At 38.9% G+C, this 23,978-nt stretch carries 20 protein-coding genes and 4 tRNA genes; 8 read left to right on the forward strand and 16 right to left on the reverse strand.

Features of this window, described 5'->3' with window-relative positions; genetic code table 11:
- Positions 1-6: 6 nt before the first annotated feature.
- Positions 7-960, reverse strand: coding sequence for a transketolase family protein (locus tag OK025_RS11710; protein ID WP_317669589.1), 954 nt, complete (start codon positions 958-960; stop codon positions 7-9).
- Position 961: 1 nt separating this feature from the next.
- Entirely contained in the window at positions 962-1,810 is an 849-nt protein-coding gene (locus tag OK025_RS11715; RefSeq protein ID WP_075994134.1) for a transketolase, read from the reverse strand.
- 170 nt (positions 1,811-1,980) lie between these two features.
- Between OK025_RS11715 and OK025_RS11720 the strand changes: the two genes are divergently transcribed.
- A complete protein-coding gene (locus tag OK025_RS11720) occupies positions 1,981-4,398 on the forward strand; it encodes a glycoside hydrolase family 3 N-terminal domain-containing protein (RefSeq protein WP_317669590.1) in 2,418 nt (805 codons plus the stop codon).
- 126 nt (positions 4,399-4,524) lie between these two features.
- Here the strand turns inward: OK025_RS11720 and OK025_RS11725 are convergent, their stop codons facing one another.
- From OK025_RS11725 to OK025_RS11740, 4 genes are all read right to left on the reverse strand, one after another.
- Positions 4,525-5,079 (reverse strand): NifU family protein, encoded by a 555-nt coding sequence (locus tag OK025_RS11725; RefSeq protein WP_286770018.1) that lies wholly within the window; start codon positions 5,077-5,079, stop codon positions 4,525-4,527.
- Between the two features lie 72 nt (positions 5,080-5,151).
- Positions 5,152-6,501, reverse strand: coding sequence for an adenylosuccinate lyase (purB, locus tag OK025_RS11730; protein ID WP_088162908.1), 1,350 nt, complete (start codon positions 6,499-6,501; stop codon positions 5,152-5,154).
- Between the two features lie 126 nt (positions 6,502-6,627).
- Positions 6,628-6,852 (reverse strand): hypothetical protein, encoded by a 225-nt coding sequence (locus tag OK025_RS11735; protein ID WP_046671847.1) that lies wholly within the window; start codon positions 6,850-6,852, stop codon positions 6,628-6,630.
- A 146-nt stretch (positions 6,853-6,998) separates the two neighbouring features.
- Complete coding sequence (locus OK025_RS11740; RefSeq protein ID WP_046671848.1) at positions 6,999-7,223, reverse strand: hypothetical protein; 225 nt, start codon at positions 7,221-7,223, stop codon at positions 6,999-7,001.
- Positions 7,224-7,550: 327 nt separating this feature from the next.
- Between OK025_RS11740 and OK025_RS11745 the strand changes: the two genes are divergently transcribed.
- Positions 7,551-8,900 (forward strand): acyl-CoA dehydrogenase family protein, encoded by a 1,350-nt coding sequence (locus OK025_RS11745; RefSeq protein WP_317669591.1) that lies wholly within the window; start codon positions 7,551-7,553, stop codon positions 8,898-8,900.
- A gap of 116 nt (positions 8,901-9,016) precedes the next feature.
- On the opposite strand, the gene OK025_RS11750 is transcribed toward OK025_RS11745, so the two are convergent.
- From OK025_RS11750 to rplS, 5 genes are all read right to left on the reverse strand, one after another.
- Positions 9,017-9,802: an META domain-containing protein gene (locus tag OK025_RS11750; protein ID WP_317669592.1), complete on the reverse strand. Its 786-nt coding sequence runs from the start codon at positions 9,800-9,802 to the stop codon at positions 9,017-9,019.
- Positions 9,803-9,920: 118 nt separating this feature from the next.
- Positions 9,921-11,747, reverse strand: a complete 1,827-nt coding sequence (gene yidC / locus OK025_RS11755) for a membrane protein insertase YidC (RefSeq protein WP_317669593.1) — start codon at positions 11,745-11,747, stop codon at positions 9,921-9,923.
- 39 nt (positions 11,748-11,786) lie between these two features.
- Positions 11,787-13,397, reverse strand: coding sequence for a CTP synthase (locus OK025_RS11760; RefSeq protein ID WP_317669594.1), 1,611 nt, complete (start codon positions 13,395-13,397; stop codon positions 11,787-11,789).
- 123 nt (positions 13,398-13,520) lie between these two features.
- On the reverse strand, positions 13,521-14,606 hold the full coding sequence (locus tag OK025_RS11765) for a carbohydrate-binding family 9-like protein (RefSeq protein WP_317669595.1): 1,086 nt from the start codon (positions 14,604-14,606) through the stop codon (positions 13,521-13,523).
- Positions 14,607-14,903: 297 nt separating this feature from the next.
- Complete coding sequence (gene rplS / locus OK025_RS11770) at positions 14,904-15,251, reverse strand: 50S ribosomal protein L19 (RefSeq protein ID WP_209581561.1); 348 nt, start codon at positions 15,249-15,251, stop codon at positions 14,904-14,906.
- Positions 15,252-15,593: 342 nt separating this feature from the next.
- Here rplS and OK025_RS11775 point away from each other — a divergent pair.
- Positions 15,594-15,667: transfer RNA gene (locus tag OK025_RS11775), tRNA-Pro, on the forward strand.
- 45 nt (positions 15,668-15,712) lie between these two features.
- On the opposite strand, the gene OK025_RS11780 is transcribed toward OK025_RS11775, so the two are convergent.
- Positions 15,713-18,085: an ABC transporter permease gene (locus OK025_RS11780; protein ID WP_317669596.1), complete on the reverse strand. Its 2,373-nt coding sequence runs from the start codon at positions 18,083-18,085 to the stop codon at positions 15,713-15,715.
- A 436-nt stretch (positions 18,086-18,521) separates the two neighbouring features.
- On the opposite strand from OK025_RS11780, the gene OK025_RS11785 reads away from it, so the two are divergent.
- The 3 genes from OK025_RS11785 to OK025_RS11795 all read left to right on the forward strand — a co-directional run bounded on the left by OK025_RS11785 (position 18,522) and on the right by OK025_RS11795 (position 20,443).
- Positions 18,522-18,595, forward strand: a tRNA-Pro gene (locus OK025_RS11785).
- Between the two features lie 473 nt (positions 18,596-19,068).
- Positions 19,069-19,142, forward strand: a tRNA-Pro gene (locus OK025_RS11790).
- A gap of 320 nt (positions 19,143-19,462) precedes the next feature.
- The gene (locus OK025_RS11795; protein ID WP_313187608.1) at positions 19,463-20,443 is read left to right on the forward strand and encodes a DUF1080 domain-containing protein; all 981 of its coding nucleotides are present in this window, start codon (positions 19,463-19,465) and stop codon (positions 20,441-20,443) included.
- Positions 20,444-20,482: 39 nt separating this feature from the next.
- Here the strand turns inward: OK025_RS11795 and OK025_RS11800 are convergent, their stop codons facing one another.
- Together OK025_RS11800 and OK025_RS11805 are read right to left on the reverse strand one after the other, a co-directional pair.
- On the reverse strand, positions 20,483-20,776 hold the full coding sequence (locus tag OK025_RS11800; RefSeq protein ID WP_145328342.1) for a Smr/MutS family protein: 294 nt from the start codon (positions 20,774-20,776) through the stop codon (positions 20,483-20,485).
- A gap of 45 nt (positions 20,777-20,821) precedes the next feature.
- Positions 20,822-21,241 carry a hypothetical protein gene (locus OK025_RS11805; protein WP_075994119.1) on the reverse strand — a complete coding sequence of 140 codons (420 nt, stop codon included), beginning with the start codon at positions 21,239-21,241 and terminating at the stop codon, positions 20,822-20,824.
- 284 nt (positions 21,242-21,525) lie between these two features.
- Here OK025_RS11805 and OK025_RS11810 point away from each other — a divergent pair, with 284 nt between their 5' ends.
- Together OK025_RS11810 and OK025_RS11815 are read left to right on the forward strand one after the other, a co-directional pair.
- The gene (locus OK025_RS11810) at positions 21,526-22,509 is read left to right on the forward strand and encodes a hypothetical protein (RefSeq protein WP_317669597.1); all 984 of its coding nucleotides are present in this window, start codon (positions 21,526-21,528) and stop codon (positions 22,507-22,509) included.
- A 158-nt stretch (positions 22,510-22,667) separates the two neighbouring features.
- Complete coding sequence (locus OK025_RS11815; RefSeq protein WP_317669598.1) at positions 22,668-23,414, forward strand: copper homeostasis protein CutC; 747 nt, start codon at positions 22,668-22,670, stop codon at positions 23,412-23,414.
- 33 nt (positions 23,415-23,447) lie between these two features.
- Here OK025_RS11815 and OK025_RS11820 read toward each other — a convergent pair whose 3' ends face one another.
- Positions 23,448-23,627: a hypothetical protein gene (locus tag OK025_RS11820; protein WP_046671880.1), complete on the reverse strand. Its 180-nt coding sequence runs from the start codon at positions 23,625-23,627 to the stop codon at positions 23,448-23,450.
- Positions 23,628-23,660: 33 nt separating this feature from the next.
- Positions 23,661-23,731: transfer RNA gene (locus tag OK025_RS11825), tRNA-Cys, on the reverse strand.
- Between the last annotated feature and the right edge of the window lie 247 nt (positions 23,732-23,978).

Consider the following 23,978-nt stretch of genomic DNA (forward strand, 5'->3'; position numbering starts at 1 on the left):
GTTTTGTTATTTTCTTTTGATTACTTTTTGAACCGCTGCAACAATAGCCGCTGCATTCAGACCGTATTTTTCCATCAATTGAGCAGGAGTACCTGATTCTCCAAAACTATCATTTACAGCAACGTATTCTTGTGGAGTAGGCAACTCTCTTGTTAATACCTGAGCAACGCTATCACCTAAACCGCCAAGACGATTATGCTCTTCCGCCGTTACGACACATTTGGTTTTAGCAACAGATTTTAAAATAGCTTCTTCATCCAAAGGTTTGATTGTATGGATATTGATAATCTCAGCGTTGATGCCCAACTCAGCTAATTTCTCACCAGCTTGGATAGCTTCCCATACCAGATGACCTGTAGCAATGATTGTAACATCCGTTCCTTCATTTAATAATACCGCCTTACCAATCACAAATTCCTGATCAGCAGGAGTGAAGTTAGGAACTACAGGACGGCCAAAACGCAAATAAACTGGTCCATGATATTTGGCTGCTGCAATTGTAGCCGCTTTTGTTTGATTGAAATCACAAGGATTGATCACTGTCATTCCTGGTAACATTTTCATCAAACCGATATCTTCTAAGATTTGGTGAGTTGCACCATCTTCACCTAAGGTTAGACCAGCATGCGATGCGGCAATCTTTACATTTTTGTCCGAGTAAGCAATCGATTGGCGAATCTGATCATAAACACGGCCTGTCGAAAAATTTGCAAATGTACCTGTGAATGGGATTTTACCACCGATCGTAAGTCCGGCAGCAATACCCATCATGTTTGCTTCCGCAATACCGATTTGGAAAAAGCGCTCAGGAAATTCTTTGATAAAATCGTTCATTTTTAACGAACCGATTAAATCAGCACATAATGCAACTACATTCTCATCTTGCTTTCCTGCTTCTAGTAAGCCCGCACCAAATCCTGAACGTGTATCTTTTGACTCTGTATAAGTATATTTTTTCATGCTAGTAATCTCCTAAAGTTTCTGTAAGCTGATTCAACGCCGACGCCAATTGTTCGTCATTTGGAGCAACACCATGCCATTTATGAGAACCCATCATAAAATCAACACCGCTACCCATTTCAGTATGCATCAGAATAATGACTGGTTTACCTTTTCCTGTACGTGATTTAGCTTCTGCTAAACCTGCAACAACAGCATTCATGTCATTGCCTTTAGCAATTTCCATCACATCCCAGCCAAATGCTTCCCATTTTGCACGAAGATCACCAAGAGATAATACTTGATCTGTAGATCCGTCAATTTGTGCTTTGTTATAGTCAACAGTAGCGATCAAATTGTCGATTTTGTTGTGTGGTGCGTACATTGCAGCTTCCCAAACTTGGCCCTCCTGCAATTCGCCATCACCCATTAATACATAAACTAGATTATTGTCTTTATTCAATTTTTTTGCCTGTGCGGCACCAATTGCAACAGATAATCCTTGGCCCAAAGATCCCGAAGCAATACGAATGCCCGGAAGGCCCTCGTGTGTTGTTGGGTGACCTTGAAGTCTGGAATTGATTTTTCTGAACGTTGCTAATTCGCTCACTTCAAAATATCCCGCATGCGCCAATGTACTGTAAAATACAGGAGAGATATGTCCATTTGACAGGAAGAATAAATCTTCTCCTTTTCCATCCATGTCAAAGGAAGGATTGCGTTTCATTGCATTGAAATAAAGCGCCACAAAGTAATCTGTACAACCTAACGAACCACCTGGGTGTCCTGATTGACAAGCGTGTACCATACGTACGATATCACGTCTTACCTGTGATGCAATTTGTTCTAGTTTGTTAATATCTGCACTCATTTTTTTTGTTGGTTTCACAATTGGTCGTAAAGTTAACTATTTTTAAGCTAGATGCTTGTTAAAAAATGAATTTATATTGACTTATCCCAGATTGAAGATATGTTTGATCTGCGGATTTTTATTTTTTTTGTACCTTGCTTCACTTTATAAAACCAACAATTTTCAGCATAATGCCTAATCAACTCAAAAGCAGCCTTATTATTTCAGCGCTCTCAGCCCTTTATTTGCATTGTTCTGCCCAGCACATCAACATTTACCATAAGGGTTGGATCGATTTTAAAAAAAATGGGAAAAAGGATATTTATGAAGACCCCAAACAGAAAATAGCCAGTCGCGTGGAGGATCTGTTGGCTCAAATGACTGTTCAAGAAAAGGCCAATCAGACGGTTACACTCTACGGTTATGGGCGGGTTTTGAAAGATGAGCAGCCCACTGCCGCTTGGGACAAAGAGATTTGGAAACACGGCTTGGCCAATATCGACGAAATGTTGAATAGCCTGGCTTATAATAAGTCGGCAAAAAGTTCATTTTCGTATCCCTTCAGCCGCCATGCGCAAGCCTTAAATAATGTTCAAAAATGGTTTGTGGAAAACACACGACTTGGTATTCCCGTTGATTTTACCAATGAGGGGATTCATGGACTCAATCATGATCGCGCTACCTCCCTGCCGGCGCCAATCAATATTGGAAGTACATGGAATACTTCACTGGTACGTAAAGCTGGCGATATAATTGGTAGGGAAGCCAAATATCTGGGCTATACCAATGTCTATACGCCTATTCTTGATGTTTCTAGAGATCCGCGCTGGGGAAGAGTGGTTGAAACCTATGGGGAAGATCCGTTTCATATCGCCGAAATGGGGAAACAAGTTGTTTTAGGAATTCAACAAAATGGCGTCGCATCCACATTGAAACATTATGCGGTCTATTCTGTGCCCAAAGGGGGAAGAGATGGCAATGCACGTACGGATCCTCATGTTGGCTTTCGTGAGATGCATTCGCTTCACCTCTATCCATTTAAAAGGGTCATAAAGGAAGCAAAACCTTTGGGAGTCATGAGTAGTTATAATGATTATGATGGCGTGCCTGTATCAGCCAGTAGCTATTTTTTACAGGACTTACTCCGAAAAGATTATGGTTTTGAAGGATATGTGGTGTCCGACAGTGAGGCGCTAGAGTTTATTTACAACAAACACCATGTTGCTGCAAACTATAAAGATGCTATTAAACAGGCATTAGAGGCGGGTTTGAATGTGCGGACAAATTTTGATCCACCGAGCACATATCTAACGCCACTAATGGAACTAATAGAAGAAGGAGGGCTGGATATCAAAATATTGGATCAGCGGGTTCGCGAAGTCCTGACCGTGAAATTTAAACTGGGTTTATTTGATCATCCATTGAGAGAAGATACAGCGATAGCCGATAAAAAGGTGCATACCCCCGCAGATGAAGAAGTATCACTTCAAATAAATAGGGAGTCAATTGTACTTTTGAAAAATGAACAGAATCTTCTTCCAATAGACGTGAATAAATACAAACGAATTTTGGTTACGGGACCAATGGCAGAGGCAACAAATTATACGACAAGTCGCTATGGACCTTCCAATAATCCGATCACAACCATCAAAGATGGGATCATAAACTATGCAAAAACAAAGGCACTTCGGGTTGATTATGCCAAAGGGGTAGATGTCGTGGATAAAAACTGGCCTGAGAGTGAGATTATTCCAACAGACTTGTCAAGCGAGGAGCTGGAAAAGATGGCCGACGGTGTTCGTCTCGGTAAAGAATCTGACCTAATCATAGCCGTAATGGGCGAGTCGGAACGGGAAGTCGGTGAAAGTCGGTCGCGGTCAGATCTAAATTTGCCCGGCAAGCAACGCGACTATTTAATGAAATTGAAGGAAACAGGTAAACCTATTGTGCTGGTACTTGTCAATGGCCGTCCGCTTACTGTCAATTGGGAAAATAAGTATCTACCTGCAATCGTAGAGAGTTGGTTTCTTAGCAATCAGTCGGGAAATGTTCTTGCCGAAATGCTGTTTGGAGCATATAGTCCTAGTGGAAAATTGCCTATTTCATTTCCAAAGTCCGTCGGACAGGTTGAAATGAATTTTCCGACCAAGCCCGCTGCACAGGCGGGGCAGCCTGGGGTCGGGCCCAATGGCTGGGGAAACAGCCGGGTTGTTGGCTTTTTATACCCTTTTGGATATGGATTAAGCTACACCGATTTTAGTTTTTCAAATTTACAACTCACCAAGAAACAGATCAGACCAACAGATTCTCTAACAGTTACGGTTGATGTTGAGAACATAGGAAAGAGGAAAGGTGCCGAAGTCGTTCAGCTTTATATCAAAGATTTGCTGTCTTCGGTAACGACTTATGAGATGGATTTGCGTGGATTCGAAAAAGTTGAACTTAATCCAGGGGAGAAGAAGACCTTACAGTTTATGGTCTTACCTGCCCATCTTGAACTTTTGGATCGCAATAATAACTGGACAGTTGAACCCGGCAAATTTGAACTATTTATCGGTAATTCTTCTGTTAATCTCCCGCTTAAAGATTCATTTGAAGTAGTCAATTAGGTTAAAAAATTGCTGTACCAAGCAGATATCGTATAGCGATTATTTCTTCTTAAGAATAGTGAATAAAAAAAGGATTCAGCAAAATTAATTACTGAATCCTTTTTTTATTGTATCGAATAGCTATGATTACATGGCCTCAGCGACAACTTCAGTCACTTCTGGAACCATGCGTTTCAACAAGCCCTCAATTCCTGCTTTTAATGTGATTGTCGAAGATGGACAGCCACTGCAAGAACCTTTTAGTTCAACTGTCACAATACCTTCGTTGAAGGATTTATAATGGATTGCTCCACCATCTTGTTCAACAGCAGGTCTTACATAATCATGTAATACTTGTTGTATCTTTACTTCAGTTTCGGTGCCTTCAAAATTAACCTCGGCATCATGGTGTACCGTTTTTACAGCAAGTTCAGACTCTACAGCACCTTTTACAAAGTCTTTTAGCAAGGCTTCAATGTCTTCCCATTCCGCATCATCAGTTTTGGTAATGGTCACAAAATTACTCGCAAAAAATACCCCATTTACAAAGTTAAATTTGAATAATTCAAGTGCAAACGGTGAATCTTGTGCTGCTTCTTTATTTGGAAAATCCACACTACCGTTGATCAACAATTTATTGACCAAGAACTTCATTGTAGAAGGGTTGGGTGTAGACTCTGTATATACGTTAATCGTAGCCATGTAGTATCTATTTTTATTCCAAGCAAATATAGTTCAAATGAAGCTTTGTTAAGGTCATCTATAAGTAAAAGCTTACAAAGTGACACCTGTGTAGTTAGAAGGACTGATCGCTTTCAGTTCCTCTTTAACTTCGGCTGATACATTGAGATTATCAACAAATGTTGCAATCGTTTCTTTTGTAACATGTGTGTTGGTACGTGTTAAGTCCTTTAAAGCTTCATACGGCTTTGGATAGCCTTCCCTTCTTAATATAGTTTGTAGTGCCTCCGCAACAACAGCCCAATTATTTTCAAGATCGTTAGCCAATGCCTGTTCGTTTAAAATCAATTTGCGTAACCCTCTCAAAGTCGATTTAATAGCAATTAGGGTATGTGCAAATGGAACACCAATATTACGTAATACCGTAGAATCTGTTAAATCCCGTTGAAGACGGGAAACAGGTAATTTAGCCGCAAGGTGTTCAAAAATTGCATTTGCAATACCTAAATTTCCTTCTGCATTTTCAAAGTCAATTGGGTTGACTTTATGTGGCATCGCCGAAGAACCGATTTGGCCCGCAGTGATTTTTTGTTTAAAATATTCCATCGAAATATATGTCCAAATGTCACGGCATAAATCGATGACAATATTGTTTATCCGTTTTAAGGCATCACAGCTTGCAGCAAAGTTATCGTAATGCTCAATCTGTGTGGTCGTTTGTGAACGGTCTAAGCCCAAGATATTGTTTACAAAATTATTACCAAAATTGATCCAATTTGTCGCTGGATATGCAACGTGATGTGCATTAAAATTACCAGTTGCACCACCAAATTTCGCTGAATACGGTACTTGATGTAATAGTTGCAATTGACGTTCTATGCGCTCGATAAAAACATAAAACTCTTTACCCAAGCGAGTTGGAGATGCAGGTTGTCCGTGGGTACGTGCCAACATCGGGATGTCTGACCATGACGTTGCTAATGATTTTAACTCATGAAGCAACTCTTCGATTGCCGGTGTATAGCTTTCTTTAATGGCTTCTTTCCAGGAAAGTGGAATCGCTGTATTATTGATATCTTGTGAAGTCAAACCGAAATGAATGAATTCAAGGTAGTCCTGTAATCCTAATTTTTCGAATTGATCCTTTAGAAAATATTCAACAGCTTTAACATCATGGTTTGTAACTTTCTCTGTGTTTTTGATCCAAATGGCATCTTCTTCAGAAAAATTCCGGTAGATATCCCGCAATTTTTCATTGAGTGTTTTGTCAAACTGTTGCAATTGAGCAATGCCGGATTCACTTAATGCAATAAAATACTCGACTTCTACGCGTACACGATATTTTATTAAAGCAAATTCGGAAAAAAATGCTGAAAGTTCATTGGTATTATTGTAATAGCGTCCGTCAATAGGCGTAACTGCTGTTAAAGATGATAAAGCCATAGATTGAATGATTTTTGGCAAAGGTAAAAAAATGCTTGGAGCTTAGCAATTTAATTGGTGTAGATATAAAAAAAGCCTCCTTGTTGAAGGAAGCTTTCTATACGATGTAAATTCTTTTTCAGCGAATTAGTGAGCAGCTTTAGTTGAATCAACTTTAGCAGCAGCTGAATCTACAGCAGATTTTGCTGAATCTACAGCAGTTTTTGCTGAATCCAATTGCGTGTTAGCTGAATCTAAAGCAACGTTAGCTGAATCAGTAGCAGCGTCAGTTTTTTTCGCTGTTTCACCACATGATGCGAAAGCCAATGTTAAAGCTAAACCTAAGAAACCGAATTTGAATGCGTTTTTCATTTTATTAAAATTAAAATATTTTTAAATCTTGTTATTTAGGAGTTAATACCATTAAAGCAAAAAGGTAACCCCTCTATTTATTTTTTTTGAAAAAAAGAAAGGCCTTTCGTAAAAAAGGCCTTCCAAAAGCTCTATTCAGTCCTAAATTATTTTTTAGTAGCAGCTGAATCAACTTTAGCAGCAGCTGAGTCAACTTTAGCAGCAGCTGAATCAACTTTAGTAGCAGCTGAATCTAATGTGTTAGCAGCTGAATCAACTAAAGCAGAAGCTGAATCTGCAGCACCTTCAGCTTTTTTCTCTGAATTGTTACAAGATGCGAAAGCTACAGTTAAAGCTAAACCTAAGAAACCGAATTTTAATGCGTTTTTCATTTTCTAATTTTCTAATTTAAATTGAAATAATTTTCTTTTTCATCTCTTAATACACGTAACCAAAAAAGGTAACCCAAAAAAAGATGTTTTTTTGAAAATATTTTTAACGCATTGTTTTTCATGTGTTTATAACTCTGTATTTTATTCAAAACATTCCTGATTCTACTGTTTTATTGAAGGGAGATTGGGCGATATAAGGTAAGATGTTGTCCATTCGTTTGTTTACCGGATAATTCGATCTTGTCAATTTGTATCATGTCATTTCCAAACAATTTTCGATTATTTTTCTTATTTTAAGAAGTAAACACTTAAAAAGAAATTGCAATTATGTTTGATAAAGTAAAGAATATAATGGATTTGGCAAAATCAATAGACTTTGGCAAATTGGAAGAAATATCGAAGAAAGTGGATTTGGGAGCAGTCATGGATGCCGTATCAAAAATGGATGATAAGCAGCTTCATGGTTTAATGAAAATGCTAAGTGCAGGAAAAGAAAAAAAGGAATTACCGCCTATTAATGGTGATTTCTATGCTATGGATAGCAAATTAAACGATTCAGATCGTGCATTGCAATTGAAGGTAAGGGAGTTTATGGAGACTGAAGTCAAGCCAATTGTCAATAAATATTGGTTAAGAGATGAGTTCCCTTTTGAAATAGTACCGAAACTAGCAGCTTTAAATATTTGTGGCTATACATACGATGGGTATGGCTGTATGGGGGGAAGTTCATTAATGGAAGGGATCATAGCGGCGGAGATAGCACGGGTAGATGCATCTGTAGCGACTTTCTTTGGCGTACAGAGTGGTTTAGCCATGGGATCAATTTATATTTGCGGATCCGAAGAGCAAAAACAAGAGTGGCTGCCCAAAATGCAGCAGATGCAAGTGATCGGTGCTTTTGGTTTAACAGAGCCCGAAGTAGGGTCGGGAGCAGCAGGCGGATTGACAACGACCTGTAGGAAGACAGCCGAAGGTTGGGTCTTAAATGGTCAAAAAAAATGGATCGGGAATTCCACCTTTTCCGATATCACAATCGTATGGGCAAGGGATCTTGATGATGGCGAAGTTAAGGGGTTTATTGTACGAAAGGATAATCCAGGTTTTACAGTTGAAAAAATTAAAGATAAGATGGCTTTGCGCATTGTGCAGAATGGCCTTATTACTTTAGCGAATTGTATCGTTCCAGAAAGTGATCGCCTGCAAAATGCAAATTCCTTTAAAGATACAGGAAAGGTTCTTCAGATGACGCGAGCAGGTGTCGCTTGGATGGCCGTAGGATGTGCGCGGGGTGCTTATGAAAATGCCTTGGATTATACGCGTAAAAGGAAGCAATTTGGTAAACCAATCGCTTCTTTTCAGCTTATTCAAAATCACCTGGTTGAAATGTTGTCCAATTTAACAGCTATGCAAACGCTTGTCTTCAGATTATCTGAATTACAGGATAAGGGTGAACTAAAAGATGAACATGCCTCGCTGGCCAAAGTCTTCTGTTCTTTACGTACGAGAGATATTGTTTCCAAGGCGCGAGAGGTCATGGGCGGAAACGGTATTCTGTTGGAGTATAATGTCGCAAGGTTTTTGGCCGATGCCGAAGCAATTTATTCCTATGAGGGGACAAAAGAAATCAATTCACTCATAGTTGGTAGAAGTATAACTGGATTTAGTGCCTTTGTTTAGGAGAGATCCGGCTGTTTTTTGGCTTCCTGTTACCAAATATCGCTTTATGCATAAAAAGGGCATTGTTTTTTTAAACAATGCCCTTTTTACTTCAGTTGGAGCAAAAAAGCAAGTTGCTATTTCCGTTTAAATCGCATAATAGCAATATCTCCCATGATAAATGTCAAGGTATTCTCGTTTACACTATAGGTGTTTACCTTTTCCAATGTCGAAAAGAAGGTTGCTTCACCATTACCTTCGCAGGCCATTTTCGTTGACATAATCGGGCCAAAATTAATGGTATTTCCATTGGTTTTAAAAGTCGTATTGTAGTTATTGCAGCTACTATTTCCATTTACTTTACCACTGGCAGCATCAAATGTCATTGTTGGTTTACGATTGGGATATAGGCCATCGAAAGCGATCCGTGGGCCGGAAATATAATCAAGTTCCCAAGTTCCACTAAGTTCTTGTTTATTGTTCTGAATTAACTTAAATTTTGCCAGGGGAGCCATCTTAGCTTTGATTAGGCTAAGAATGCCATCCTTAATCGTATAATTATCTGCAGCAATCAGGTTTTTGGATAAAGCTTGTTCAATAGACATATCCGGACAGGCCATCATCGTAGACATGCCCTGAGCAAATTTAATCTTTCCATTTTTTGATAAAGTCAATTCTCCACCGATGCCATTACATCCGCCACTTGCACTGTAACTTTTTTCGTCTAGCTGCAGGTAAGGCATTTTGCCGTTGATCTGATCCGCTACAGGCTGTCCATTGATTTCAATCAATTGCCATTTTTTTCCAATTACTGACGACATGCTAATGTCTGAGTTTTGCTCATTCGCGTTCTTCTTGATCACAGAGCAACTTCCAAGACTAACGATTAAGATGGCCAATATGGCGATGTTTTTAAAGTTCATATTCTAAATTTTAACCTATTATCACCCTTTTTAACGTTTGGTTTGACAAAATGCTACAAAAGTTCACAAACAAAAAAGGCTTCCAATTTGGAAGCCTTCTTTATCAGTAGAATAAATTTTACGATTTGTTTTTGTTTTGTTGTGCCTGTTGTTGTGCACGCATCATTTCTTCCATTTTTGCCTGGAAGCTCGATTTTTTATCCGCTTTTGGATTCTTTTTATTTTCCTCCAATTTAGCTAGGATTTTCTCATCGTTCACCATGGAACGAATGACCAACTGAGTCAAGAACGTAAATAACGCACTTAAGAAATAGTAGTAGTTCAAACCTGCTGGGAAGCTATTCAAAACAAAGAAGAAGATCAAAGGCATGATATAGCCCATGTATTTCATTTGTCCTGTAGCACCAGATGTAGCGTTGTTATACCAAGTCGTTAACAATGTTGTCAATGTCATCAAGATACACATCAAAGAGATGTGGTTGAATGATCCAAAAATAGGTGCAAATGTAAACAGCGTATCATAGGTTGACATATCCTTCATAAACAAGAAGCTTTGTCCTCTCAATTCAAATAAATTTGGAAAGAAGTAGAAGAACGCAATTGTAAATGGCATTTGTAGGACAAGCGGAAGACATCCGCCAAGTGGATTTACACCAACCTGTTTGTACAATTTCATTTGCTCCTGCTGCATCAACATTTGATTGTCTTCACCCACTTTTGCTTTGATCTCATCCAGCTGCGGTTTTAATACACGCATTTTTGCCATAGAGACATAAGACTTGTAGGTCATTGGTGAAAGAATCAGCTTCAACATCAAGGTCAATAAAAGGATAACGATACCGTAGCTCATATGGAAACCATCCAGGAAGTTGAATACAGGTACTGTAATCCATTGGTTGATCCAACGCATAGGACCCCAACCCATGTTGATGATCGACTGATAATCATTCCCTTCAGCCTTCAATACATTGTATTGATTTGGCCCAAAGAAGAAGTTTAAGGAATAGTTATTGTCCTTATGATTATCAAATGCTAATTCCGCATTCGTATTGTAAAATTTGATAATGTCGGTTTCTGACGCATGTTTTACGTCCACCTTTGCATTGACAAAACCATCTTTGGCATTAAGGATACTGGAGAAGTAATGTTGTTTGAAAGCAATCCATTGTACTTTTTTCTCCAGAGCTTCATCCGCGTCTTTTGATTCGGAAAGATGGTCAACTTTATTATCTTCTTTATAATAAAGCGTAGACTTTTGTCTTTCAGACTCTATATTTTGTTCCTTTTGTCTCAACGTCGTATTCCAGTTAAGGGTCAATGTTTTTTGACTCTGCGGAATTAAATTCTGAATCCCTTTTGTATTAATATCCAGTCCTACATTATAACCTTTACCGGCAATTGAGTATACATACTCAATATATTGGTCGGCATTGTAATTTAGTCTGAATTTTACAGATTGTTTTCCTTCTCCGGAAACTTGGATGTCCGAAGATTCTGTATTGAAATATAAATCATTTGTTGATACGTTTTGACCAGCAGCATTAAACTGAAAGCCAAACTTGTTGTCATCACCTTCGAAAAGCATCAATGGTTTTCCGTTGAAATTCTTTTCACCTTTTAGTTCCACAGATTTAACTTTACCACCTTTTGTGTTAATTTTTGCAATGATGGTCTCGTTTTCAAGCGTAATGACTTTTTCTGTTCCAAATTTTGTAGCGCCAAAAGGCTTTTTCAGCTCCGCTGAATCAGCAATCACTGCTGTTTGTGCTGTTTTGGCTTTAGCGATAGAGTCACTTTCGGCAGGCAGTCCTTTTTCTGCACGTGCTTTAGCCTCTTGTCGCGCTTGTTCTTGTTTGATTTCTGATTCTGAAGGCTTCATCAGGTAAAATGAACCAGTGATGATAGCAAACATCAGGACCAAACCAATTAGGGTATTTCTATCCATTTTTAATAATTAAACTTAATTAATTGTATCCTTCTATTACTACTTTGATTTTTTGTTGGCCAAAGCAGCGGCTACAAAGCTAACAAAAAGTGGGTGAGGATTTGCAACAGTTGACTTTAATTCTGGATGAAATTGTCCGGCAACGAAAAATGGATGGTTTTTCAATTCGACAATTTCAACTAATCCAGTCTCCGGATTGAATCCTGAAGCAATCATTCCAGCTGCTTCATATTGTTTTAAATAGTCATTGTTAAATTCATAACGGTGACGGTGTCTTTCAGAAATTTTTGTTTTACCATAGATGGCAAAGGCCTTAGTTCCTTTTTTAATTTCACAGTCGTAAGCACCTAAACGCATTGTACCGCCCATATTGGTGATATTTTTTTGCTCTTCCATCAAATTGATGACCGGATTGCTGGTGTTGGCATCCATTTCAAAACTGTTGGCATCTTTTAATCCCAATACGTTTCTTCCGAATTCGATAACCGAACATTGCATACCTAAGCAGATACCAAAGAACGGAATATTATTTTCACGAACATACTGAATAGCATTTAGCTTACCATCCAAGCCGCGTTCACCGAAGCCCGGAGCAACCAAAACGCCATCCATATTTTTCAGTTTTTCAGCAACGTTTTCTTTTGTAACACTTTCAGCAGCAATATAGCTCACTTTTACTTTGCATTCATTTGTTGCACCGGCATGGATAAATCCTTCGGTAATGGATTTATAAGCATCTGGAAGCTCAACATATTTTCCAACCAAAGCAATATTAACTTCACTTGTCGGGTTTTTGAGCTTACCTAAAAAGTTTTTCCAGTTTTCTAGATCAGGCTCATTTTTGTTGGAAAGTTTCAATTTCGTTAATGCCGTTTTATCCAGATTTTCCTTGAGCATCAATAATGGGACATCATAAATCGTCGACGCATCGATAGATTCTACAACAGCGTTGATGTTGACATTACAGAATTGTGCTAATTTTTTACGGATTTCTTGCGATAATTTATGTTCAGTACGACACACTAGAATATCTGGTTGTACACCATATTCCAATAATGTTTTTACTGAATGCTGTGTAGGTTTTGTTTTAAGCTCACCAGCTGCAGCTAGGTAAGGGACTAAAGTCAAATGGATAACCAGCGAATTATTGGCTCCTAGTTCCCAGCGGAGTTGTCTTACGGCCTCCACAAATGGTAAGGACTCAATATCGCCTACAGTTCCACCCAATTCAGTGATGATAATATCATATTGACCAGACTCACCCAACAGTTGCATTCTGCGTTTTATCTCATCTGTGATATGAGGAATTACTTGAACGGTTTTTCCTAAATATGCACCTTCACGTTCTTGTTGGATAACGTGTTGATAGATGCGGCCTGTCGTGACGTTATTTGCTTGTGAGGTAGGGACATTCAGGAAGCGCTCATAATGGCCTAAGTCAAGGTCTGTTTCAGCACCATCTTCTGTAACATAACATTCTCCATGTTCATATGGATTTAATGTTCCTGGATCGATGTTAATGTAAGGGTCGAATTTTTGAATGGTAACTTTATAGCCACGCGCTTGGAGAAGTTTAGCAAGGGAGGCAGCAATAATACCTTTCCCCAACGACGAAGTAACGCCGCCCGTAACAAAAATATATTTAGTCATAACAATTAAAGGATTTTCAATTTTATGTGGTCAAACTGACCAATAATAGTTGCTCTATGTACGGGATACAAAGATAGCAATTTTTATTCAAAATCAGAATTGAAGATCGCTTGATTAATTAAATTAAAAATAGATATTGCCTTGGCTATCTATTGCTGTCTTTAATTTAGGCTGTGCTTTTGACTTAATTTCAATGCGATAGAAATTAGGAATGTTTGAAAAAACGATCTCATAATTTTTGTGCACATTTATAATTTCAGGATATAATTTGCTTAACTCCTGAACTGATGTTGCATAGCGTTTTTTATCGTTTCTATAGATCTGTTGCAGGTAAAACATGTTCCAGGCCGTTTTTTCAAGAGAGAGGAATTGCTCGTCGATCGGTTGCTGGTTCGTGCCATCGATAAATTTGATATGTCCCCAGCGTTCAGGATAATGCATGTTAACAAGCCCAATAGGGGACCAGACCCAATTCTCTTCAGGCAGCGTCTTACCCGTGTTGTCTTTTCTCTTACTGTAGGTTGTTTCGGTGTTGTCATAATGCCACTGAACGCGCGAGAAATTTATCTTCCAGATCTCATTGGCTTTAATTTGATTTCCTTCGCCAAAGTATTTCAGGCTCTTTACGGGTATTTTCATTTCCACTGTCCAATATTCATCCTTGTCTTGTGGGTTGTTGATGGAGCCCGCGTGATAAACAGCACTTTCAATATCTTTTGTGTCCCAATTTAGATTAGCCCTGCCGCCAAAGCGATAGGGTTTAGTCATCAGAAGGTCCATTACTGTATTTAATGCGTTGATTTCAATCTCTATATATTCCGGAGATAATAGATTTGGTTTGAGAAAGATTTCAAAGTCATTGTCATGATAGATGATGGTATCTTTTTGTCTTAAAAAGCCTTTGATATGGGGTTCTTGGAGTTTAGCAAACAAGTAAAGATTTTCTTTGTCCCAAAGCATCTTGACTTTTGTTTCAAAGGCCGGAACAGGCTTAGTTGATCCTTCAATATCCTTAAAAGAATCTGTCCATGCCACTTTAGACCAGGAAGATTCATTGTCCTTTCCATCGATGGTAATCTTATCGGTTGCCGGATATACATAATAGGTTTGAGGGCGCGACTGTAACCGAAGAAATTCATTCAGATTTCGTTGTGCAAAAGTAGAGGCCGGATAGATAATGAAACAAATGATAAAAGCGATAATTCTCATCAAGATATAGTTTGATTTTTAGCGGTAGCCAAGTTGGGATGAAACAATATCAGTTTATTTTACGCCATTGTAACCATCTGCGATTCTACCTTTCAAATACGGTGTTAAAAGTAAGTAAAATGTTTTAGCGCGACAAAAAGAGGGGTGGGGTTTTGATGGACATTATCTAATTGTCCTAAATTTATTACATAAGGAGATTGGTGATATTGCCTGCTTTTTTGAAAATGTCGGGCGATAGGGCATAAAAAAAGGCTTTGAATCAGTTCAAAGCCTTTTTTTATGCCGTGGTAGTCGTAATTAGATTCTTTTCGATTTAATACGAGCAGCTTTACCAGTAAGGCCGCGTAAATAGAATAATTTCGCGCGACGAACTTTACCGTAGCTGTTTACTACAATTTTTTCAATGTTTGGTGAGTTTACAGGGAAAATACGTTCAACACCTACACCGTTTGAGATTTTACGAACGGTAAAAGTAGCGTTAGCACCTTCGCTGTTTAATTGAATTACTACACCTTGGTACACCTGTACACGCTCCTTATTTCCTTCGCGAATTTTATAATGAACGCTGATGGTATCTCCAGCTTTGAAAGCGGGAATTTCATTCTTTACTACCGCTTGTTCTTCTACAAATTTTACTAAATCCATGATTTCGAGTAATTATTAACGATTTATATCCTGTAAAAATCGGAATGCAATATTACGACTTATTTTCTGAATATAAAAATACTTTTTTAAAAAACTATTGACTGATATTCAAATCGGATGCAAAGATATGAAAATGAAATGGATAATCTAAAGATATTTTGAATATTCCTTTGTAGGTTATATGGAGTGGGTTTTTGATTGCGAAATTCGATAGCGTATGTACTTTTTTTTAAAATATTATGCAATCAATCAGCTATTTACTGATTAATTTTCTGTAGGGTGTTGACAAAGTCAAAAAATGATTCGATATTTGTGCCACACAAAACAAAGGTGATACCTTTTCGGGGTGTAGCGTAGCCCGGTATCGCGCCACATTTGGGATGTGGAGGTCGTAGGTTCGAATCCTGCCACCCCGACTTAAAAGCTCTAACGAAAGTTAGAGCTTTTTTTGTTTCCTCCTTTTATTCGTCCCGTAAGCTGTTTACAGGATTTGCTATGGCAGTTCGAATGGCCTGCCAGCTAACCGTAATCAGTGCGATAACTATTGTTACCAATCCTGCGAGCACAAACATCCACCATTGGATTTCGATGCGGTAGGCGAAGTCTTCCAGCCATTTGTTCATCGTTAGCCACGCGATCGGCGAGGCGATGATCAAGGCAATCAGTACAGGTTTTATGAAGTCTTTGGATAGTAACGTCGTAACACCTGATACCGAAGCGCCAAGCACCTTACGGATTCCGATCTCTTTGTTTCGTTTGGCGGCCGTAAATGAGGCTAAGCCATACAGACCCAGGCAGGCGATAAATATGGCCAATCCGGAAAAAAGACTGAGTATACGTTGTTGCCTCAGATCGGTTTTGTAGAGCGTGTCGAATTTCTGATCCAAAAAGCTGTATTCAAAGGGGTATAATGGAGCTGCTTTCGCAAACGCGGTTTTAATAGTTTTTAGCGCTGCAGGGAAATCTTTGCTGTTTAACCGAATGAGGGCTACCCTGAGGTCGTCAGAAGGGGCAATAACTAGTGCATCCATGTTTTCTTTCAGGGACAGGAAGTTAAAATCATCTATTACACCAATGATTTTTCGGGGAGATCGATCTCGGATTGTGTTTTTTAACCATTTGCCAATGGCCTGTTCGGGGGTAAACCCGAGCATTGATGTTGCAGTACGGTTAACTAATACAGCACTAGTGGAGTCCGTTGGGTATTGTGCTGAAAAGTTTCGGCCAGCAATTATTTTAAGATTTAATGTCCTTACATAGTCAAAATCGGTAAATTCCGTCCTAGATTTCCACTTCTCCCCATTTTTTTCCTCCACATCAAACGTATGGCTATCGAAGAAGCCTCCTGGTTCACCGGACATAAAGGAGACCGATGCGATGTCGCTGCTTGCGGATAATTCGTTTTTGAATGTACGAAGATTGTTGTATAGTTCCTCATTGTCTATTGGGATAACCACAGTCTGTTGGTCGTCATAGCCAAGCCCCATTTCTTTTACATATTTCATTTGTTTTGTGATAATCACCGTACCGATGATGAGTAAAATAGAAATACTGAATTGAAAGACAACCAAAGTATGACGGAACAGTGCACCTTTTCCTAAGCGCAATTTTCCTTTTAAAGCCTGTGTAGGGGAGAGGGTTGAAAGGTAAAGCGCGGGATAACTTCCTGCTAATATGCCTACGATAACGATAATTGCAAATAAAAAGAGATAGATCGACCACGAACTCCATGGAACTGTCAGTGTGTATCCCAATAGTTGATTGTATACAGGCATGAGTAGTTGCAATAGACACATGGCGAGTATACAGGATATGCTGGTCAATAAAAGGGATTCTCCAATAAACTGTCCCATTAATTGAAGACGTTGTGCTCCAAGTACCTTTCTTAAACCAACTTCTTTTGATCGGTCAACTGCACGTATTGTCGAGAGATTCATGAAATTGATACAAGCGATAATCAATATAAGTATGGCGATGGAGAGAAAAATGTAAATGACCTTTTTATCACCATGTTTTGTGCTGTCAAATGCGCTGTGGGATTCGAGATAGACGTCTCGTAGCGGTGTAAGCGCCAGATCAAAGTGAATACCCATATTAGCGGAAACTGCTTTCATATGTCTATTCATGAAATCGGGGAACTGCTTTTCCAATTGCTTAGCATCCTTATGCTCGTCAAGTAAGATGTAAGTGAATAAATTGTTGTTTTGCCAAGCTTTGAATGGTTCGGTATTGATATAATTTGATAATGGAATGATAAGGTCAAATTCCAGATGTGAATTGACCGGAAGATCTTTTGCAATCCCGGTAACGGTTAATTGTTTCGTTTTATCAAGCTGTAGTATTTTACCGATGGGATTCTCATTTCCAAAATATTTTTGCGCAGTTTTTTCCGTTAATACAACACTTGTTGGATTTTTTAAAACAGTCATTGGATTTCCCTTGATGAGCGGAAAACTAAATAATTCAAAGAAATCGTCGTCTGTAATAAGGAGTTTCTTTTCATTGAATGCGATAGTGCCAAAAGAGAATAGTCCATTAGCAGGCATTACCCGTACAGCTTTTTTGATATCATCGGGATAATCGGTTAATAAGGCGGTCGCATAGGGGGCAGATAAATAAGGGGCGCGGTCCTTGGTGTTGTCAAAACCTCGCATCACACGATAGATGTGATCGCCTTGGTTGTGAAACTTGTCAAAACTAAACTGATTGGCGATAAACAGGAATATCATTGCACAGACCGCGATGCCTATGGTTAAGCCTAGGATATTGATAAAGGAAAAGACCTTGTTTTTCATGAGGTTTCTCCAGGCGATTTGGAAATAGTTCTTTATCATACTTTTAGTTATAAGTGTTCGTTTCGACCTTATTTAGTAATCAATCAGATAGAAGGTCCGTCTAATTTTTTTGAAAAAACACGTTCAATGCAGGTTAATTCCAAAAAAACTGCCAAATGGCTAATATGTTTATAGTCAGTGTTTTATGTAGTGTTTTTGTTGTGTAAGTGTTTGGATTCGAACACTTTGTGTTCATATTCGAACATCCTGAGGTCTGGAAATCAAAAAAAGTTTTATTTACAGGATGGTGCCTTATGTGAGTAAGGAATATGGAGAATAACATTGGGTTTGATTTTGTAAAGGAGGGTACTACGTCATATGAGAAAACAGTATGTCGCAATGTAACAACTTGTTAGTTTTATTTTGCGTTTTTCATTTGCAAATAATTTGTAAGAAGCGTATATTTGTGCCACACAAAACAAAGGTGATACCTTTTCGGGGTGTAGCGTAGCCCGGTATCGCGCCACATTTGGGATGTGGAGGTCGTAGGTTCGAATCCTGCCACCCCGACTTAAAAGCTCTAACGAAAGTTAGGGCTTTTTTTGTTTCAGGGCAGGGTGAGAACCTACGACCTTTAAGATATTAGGAGGTTCGATCCGTAGGAGGCTCAGGGTTGTGTTTGGGGAAAGTGGGGCATGTCAATCCTGCCACCCCGACTAAAAAAGCTCTAACGAAAGTTAGGGCTTTTTTAGTTTCAGGGTGGGGTGCGAACGTACGACCTTTAGGATATTATTTGGTTTGATCCGGAGGAGACACAGTCAGGGCCAGCCAATCCCACTATTTTAGCTAGCTAAGCGTTAACTTCGCTATTCAGGGCAGTCATGCTAGTTTCTATAATTGGATCGAAATTGACATGTGTTTTAAATGTTTTGTAAATTATTTTACAATAAGTCAGCTTGTTAGGTGTTATGTGAAGAATATTTTTGAAAAAAACATATTTTTAGTTTACTTTTGTGCCACACAAAACAAAGGTGATACCTTTTCGGGGTGTAGCGTAGCCCGGTATCGCGCCACATTTGGGATGTGGAGGTCGTAGGTTCGAATCCTGCCACCCCGACTAAAAAAGCTCTAACGAAAGTTAGGGCTTTTTTCGTTTCAAGGTAGGAAGGCGAACCTACGACCTTTAGGATATTAGGAGGTTCGATCCGTAGGAGGCTCAGGGTTGTGTTTGGGGAAAGTGGGACTGAGTCAATCCTGCCACCCCGACTAAAAAAGCTCTAACGAAAGTTAGGGCTTTTTTTTGTTTCAGGGCAGGAGGGGAGAGCCTGCGGCCGGGTGCATTCTTCGCATTTTTTAACATTATATCCTTGTAAACCCGCTGTTAAACAGTTAAATTGCTTGAAATTTATTGTCAATTAGAATATAAACATAAATAATATGAACAGAAAAGCGGCATTTCTTTTAGGAATTTTGGCCTCTTGTGCATTACCGCAAGTAACCTTTGCTAAACATTCAATCGGAGAATCCATCCATTATCAACAAGACGTAGAAGGCAAAGAGCTGATTGGTCGATGGGACATCGAAGTTGATATTAATGGTACCCCTGCACCATCCTGGTTGGAGGTAAAATTGTCGGGCTATAGAACTTTAGTCGGTCATTATGTGAGTACTTCCGGAAGTGCTCGGCCAGTTTCGCAGGTGTTTTATGAGAAAGGAAAGTTTAGATTTGCTATCCCACCGCAATGGGAAGGCGGAAAGATGAATCTAAGTGTTGAAGGAGAGGTTGTAAACGGTGTATTGCAAGGGACAATAACAGAGCCTGATGGGAAAACATATCGCTTTAAAGGTGTTCGTGCTCCGGAACTGAAGCGAACAGCTGCAGTAAAATGGGGTAAGCCCATTCAGTTGTTCAACGGCAAGGATCTGACCGGATGGAAAGCTACTGGTAAAACGAATCAGTGGGTGGTGAAAAACGGAATTTTGACTAGCCCGCAATCTGGTTCTAATTTGGTCTCTGAGCAAAAATTTGAAGATTTTAAATTACATGTTGAATTTAAAATTCCAGCAGGAAGTAATAGTGGTGTCTACTTAAGAGGCCGTTATGAGGTTCAGATAGAAGATAGTCCAAAAGACGCGCATCCTAATGCTGTGCTTTTCGCAGGGGTATACGGCTTTTTAGCTGCAAATGAAATGGTCAATAAAGGAGCCGGAGAATGGCAAACCTATGATATTACATTGGTGGGACGTCTAGTGACGGTTGTGGCAAACGGAAAGACAGTTATCAGTAACCAAGAAATCCCTGGTATAACGGGCGGTGCTTTGGATAGTAAAGAGGCAGAGCCGGGACCAATTTATTTCCAAGGGGATCATGGTCCCGTGGAATTCCGAAAAGTGATTATTACTCCAGCTATTAAATAGCATAACATGATACAAAGGCTATCTGAAAAGGTAGCCTTTTTAAATCCCTATGACAACGACTACAATATCTTCATTTTGGTAGGAGGTGTAATAGCGCTCAATGGAGCCATGAGCTTTGTACTCTTGCAACTCTTCAAAAACCATTTTTTTTAACATTCCTTTTCCTTTGCCATGAATAAACTTTATTTCGTTCATTTCCCAATAAATAGCTGCATCTAGATTAGATCGCATAAAATCAATGGATTCTTGTAAGAGCTCCTCTGGCGAATAATCTTCCCAATCGTCAAGAAAGGTGTCGGTGTGTAAGTCTACGATAGCTGGTGGTTTGCGCATTTCTCAATATTTTACAATGCTGCAAAAGTATAATAAAACGGCGACTTAATAGGTTAAGTCACCAACGAAATCAATCGCTTGGGCAAATTTTTCATACCATTTTTTGATAATAGCTGCAATTTCATACTCTTCCTCATCGGCATGGTTGAGCATGAGTAACTCGATCGATTGGAGTAGCTGTTTGAGATCTAGAAAATAACCGTCGAAATCCCGGAACGCAGACACAGTGTCCCGAATAAGCAGCATGGCATCATGTCGAAGTGTAATCATATCATGACGTGAAGATATTCGGTCCAGCAACCATTCCTTTTGGAAATTGGAGTCAATATGTCTGTTGCAGGCCTGATTAAAAAGTAATTCAAATTCAACAATTTGATGTTTCAGGTCATATATAGCTTTTTGGAGCTCTTCAAAAGTACTGATAATCTTTTCTTGGGTCTCCATGTTTTTTGATATAATTGCCATGATATTTTACTTAAAAATGTATGCGCTTGGTTTTTAGTTATTTAAATAAAAGCATGTAAGGTATATACAAATAGTTCAGCCGAATGTTTTACATGTCTAAAATTCGGTTATGACTTTTGTATATAAAAGAAGAGACTGAGCTTAAAACGGAACTGAGTTTTTTCGGTTTTTGGTCCCGTTTTCAAATCGTAGATTTTTTTGAAACCTAATTTATTTAATACTATTTAATTTTAAGTATATTTAATATGCTGTATTGCAGCCAATACAGTGTAAATGTATTAACTATGTTAGCATCTAGTTTTGTTGATTTCTTTAAGAAGAGGAGGTACTATGTCCTTTTTTTAGCACTGCTGTTGGTATGCAGCTTGGCCATGTGTCATGGGCAATATAAGCTGAAAGATTCTACAAAATTTATAAACGATCAGTTGCCCAGGTATCTCGGAAGAATGGGGAAGAGTAAGTCTAGAAATTATCCCCTTGGTGGTCGTGAAGCAATCTTGCGAATATTACTGAAAGACTATTACGTGTATAGATTGGTGTCAGGAGAAGATAGTTTGGATAGGGAACGTTATCCTGCTTTATGGAATCCTCTTTCGGTACAAACATTTAAAACGCTAAATACGCGTGATATGTTTAGTTACTGTATGCTTGCACCTGAGTTTGAGATGCAAAATTGTGGTTCCTTGGGGCGGTTGAAAGGTCAACATATATTTGGAGTCTTTTATCGACGGGACATACCGCTGGAATATTGGAGCAATAGACAGTTGGTTGCTTTGCATGGAAGTAGAGATTCTGTTGTACGATATGTAGACCAGATGTGGCCTACACTCGATTTCATTGGCGAGAACACCAAAGATTTAGCAGTTGAATTGATGATGTGGGAGTTGATACCAAAGGTGTTGGATAAGTTGGTTCTGACACCAACGGACAATGATTTGTATGCTCTATTGGTACAAATAATGATGCGTCTGAAATTCAAACCTTTTGAAGATTCAGCAATTTATGAGCAATTGTATGGTCCGACATCTTATATAGGAAGTCGAATTGAAAGCAATGCAGAAAATCGGAATGACATCATGAAACTCGCGCGGGAATGTTTTGAAACGCTAAATACATCGCCTGGCTTCCAACTACCAACTTATATTAAACGGGAGCGTTTCTTAGATCCACCTTCTTCAAGGGAGCTGTCAGATGGCATGAATACCTCAAAAGGGCCAGATTGGAAGTGGAAAAAAGTAGAGGTGCATCATTATAAGCTAAAGCTGTAGATCTTTGTCTGGAAGCAAATTTCCCACGCAGAGAAAGTATCTTTTTAGCTGGCGTCTTTTCTAATGCTTGCACTATTTTCACCGTCGTGGGGGAGTAGGTTATTTGCTTTTTTTTTACGTTATTCGCGTAAACGAAAAATAGCTTAAGATATAATATAATGAAGGAAAAGGCAATTGGAAATTACCAATTAGAAATCTGTTCAAATTCCGTAGCATCAGCAATTGAAGCGGAACAAGGAGGTGCGACCCGGGTAGAGTTTTGTCAAAATTTGGAAAATGGAGGGACTACACCTTCGTTTGGTCAGTTGCAGTTAGTGCGGGAACTGGTGAATATTGGTATTCATGTGCTTATCAGGCCGCGTGGAGGTGATTTCCTTTATACAGAGACCGAGATCTTAGAAATGATTGCAGATATTCAGTTGTGCAAGGAATTGGGGATAGATGGTGTTGTAATAGGTATTCTTAACGCAGATGGTACGGTGGATAAAGTGAATACTTTGCGATTGGTGGAAGCTGCGCGTCCCATGCATGTTACCTTTCATAGAGCTTTTGATCGCGTGAAAGATCCCTTTCAGGCATTGGAAGATGTCATCGAACTGGGGATAGACCGCATTTTGACATCCGGTCTGCAAAATTCTGCTTTAGCTGGAGCTCCATTACTCAAGCAATTAGTTCAACAGGCAAATGGCCGTGTTGTGATTATGCCTGGCGCAGGTGTAGATGCAGTTAATATCGTTCATATTTTAGCGCAAACTGGGGCAGTTGCAATACATAGCTCGGCGAAAGAATTGCATGTGTCGAAGATGAGGTTTAACCAGAGTCAGGTCAATGGAATGGATGAGGCACAGTGGATGAGCTCAAAAGAAAAAGTCCACCAAATGGTGGACCTATTAAAAAGCCTTTAAAGTAGTACTTTAAAGGCTATTAAATTCTTCTTACTATTTAGCTTCTGAAGCTAATTGATTTAAGATAGCATCGTTTTTAACGATTTGGTTGCTAGCTTTCATTTTTGATCTAGAACCTAACTCTACGTTAGTTCCTAATTTCAAAAACTGAACTTCAACACGTGAAACAGTTTTATTTCTTCTATCTTTTCTTTTTAAACGTGTAACTCCCATTTTGATAATATTTTTATTGTTTAAAATAAAACGAGGTCGGAAGCGGATTCGAACCGCTGTAGGAGGTTTTGCAGACCTCAGCCTAGCCACTCGGCCATCCGACCCTATTTTTTTCCTTTTGAAGGTCTGCAAAAATAAAACTTATAATTGGAATTAAAAAATCTTTATGATAAAACTTTTATGTTTTTAAGCATCCGTCTGAAAACCAAGCTGGTATTTTAATGGAAGGATCTTTTGAGATTTTCCAGCACTTACTATTGCTTAGTTTTTGACACCGGAAATGAACTTGTTTTGTGGTAAGATATTTTACCATACATGAACTCCTTTAAAGCTTTGCTGTTGAGGCCGTAG

This window comes from Sphingobacterium sp. UGAL515B_05, from assembly GCF_033097525.1.
Lineage (GTDB): Bacteria > Bacteroidota > Bacteroidia > Sphingobacteriales > Sphingobacteriaceae > Sphingobacterium.

Excerpts from the sequence above, each read along its gene's own strand:
- OK025_RS11710 (WP_317669589.1), bottom strand. The coding sequence starts at position 960 with ATGAAAAAATATACTTATACAGAGTCAAAAGATACACGTTCAGGATTT.
- OK025_RS11715 (WP_075994134.1), bottom strand. The coding sequence starts at position 1,810 with ATGAGTGCAGATATTAACAAACTAGAACAAATTGCATCACAGGTAAGA.
- OK025_RS11720 (WP_317669590.1), top strand. The coding sequence starts at position 1,981 with ATGCCTAATCAACTCAAAAGCAGCCTTATTATTTCAGCGCTCTCAGCC.
- OK025_RS11725 (WP_286770018.1), bottom strand. The coding sequence starts at position 5,079 with ATGGCTACGATTAACGTATATACAGAGTCTACACCCAACCCTTCTACA.
- purB (WP_088162908.1), bottom strand. The coding sequence starts at position 6,501 with ATGGCTTTATCATCTTTAACAGCAGTTACGCCTATTGACGGACGCTAT.
- OK025_RS11735 (WP_046671847.1), bottom strand. The coding sequence starts at position 6,852 with ATGAAAAACGCATTCAAATTCGGTTTCTTAGGTTTAGCTTTAACATTG.
- OK025_RS11740 (WP_046671848.1), bottom strand. The coding sequence starts at position 7,223 with ATGAAAAACGCATTAAAATTCGGTTTCTTAGGTTTAGCTTTAACTGTA.
- OK025_RS11745 (WP_317669591.1), top strand. The coding sequence starts at position 7,551 with ATGTTTGATAAAGTAAAGAATATAATGGATTTGGCAAAATCAATAGAC.
- OK025_RS11750 (WP_317669592.1), bottom strand. The coding sequence starts at position 9,802 with ATGAACTTTAAAAACATCGCCATATTGGCCATCTTAATCGTTAGTCTT.
- yidC (WP_317669593.1), bottom strand. The coding sequence starts at position 11,747 with ATGGATAGAAATACCCTAATTGGTTTGGTCCTGATGTTTGCTATCATC.
- OK025_RS11760 (WP_317669594.1), bottom strand. The coding sequence starts at position 13,397 with ATGACTAAATATATTTTTGTTACGGGCGGCGTTACTTCGTCGTTGGGG.
- OK025_RS11765 (WP_317669595.1), bottom strand. The coding sequence starts at position 14,606 with ATGAGAATTATCGCTTTTATCATTTGTTTCATTATCTATCCGGCCTCT.
- rplS (WP_209581561.1), bottom strand. The coding sequence starts at position 15,251 with ATGGATTTAGTAAAATTTGTAGAAGAACAAGCGGTAGTAAAGAATGAA.
- OK025_RS11780 (WP_317669596.1), bottom strand. The coding sequence starts at position 18,085 with ATGATAAAGAACTATTTCCAAATCGCCTGGAGAAACCTCATGAAAAAC.
- OK025_RS11795 (WP_313187608.1), top strand. The coding sequence starts at position 19,463 with ATGAACAGAAAAGCGGCATTTCTTTTAGGAATTTTGGCCTCTTGTGCA.
- OK025_RS11800 (WP_145328342.1), bottom strand. The coding sequence starts at position 20,776 with ATGCGCAAACCACCAGCTATCGTAGACTTACACACCGACACCTTTCTT.
- OK025_RS11805 (WP_075994119.1), bottom strand. The coding sequence starts at position 21,241 with ATGGCAATTATATCAAAAAACATGGAGACCCAAGAAAAGATTATCAGT.
- OK025_RS11810 (WP_317669597.1), top strand. The coding sequence starts at position 21,526 with ATGTTAGCATCTAGTTTTGTTGATTTCTTTAAGAAGAGGAGGTACTAT.
- OK025_RS11815 (WP_317669598.1), top strand. The coding sequence starts at position 22,668 with ATGAAGGAAAAGGCAATTGGAAATTACCAATTAGAAATCTGTTCAAAT.
- OK025_RS11820 (WP_046671880.1), bottom strand. The coding sequence starts at position 23,627 with ATGGGAGTTACACGTTTAAAAAGAAAAGATAGAAGAAATAAAACTGTT.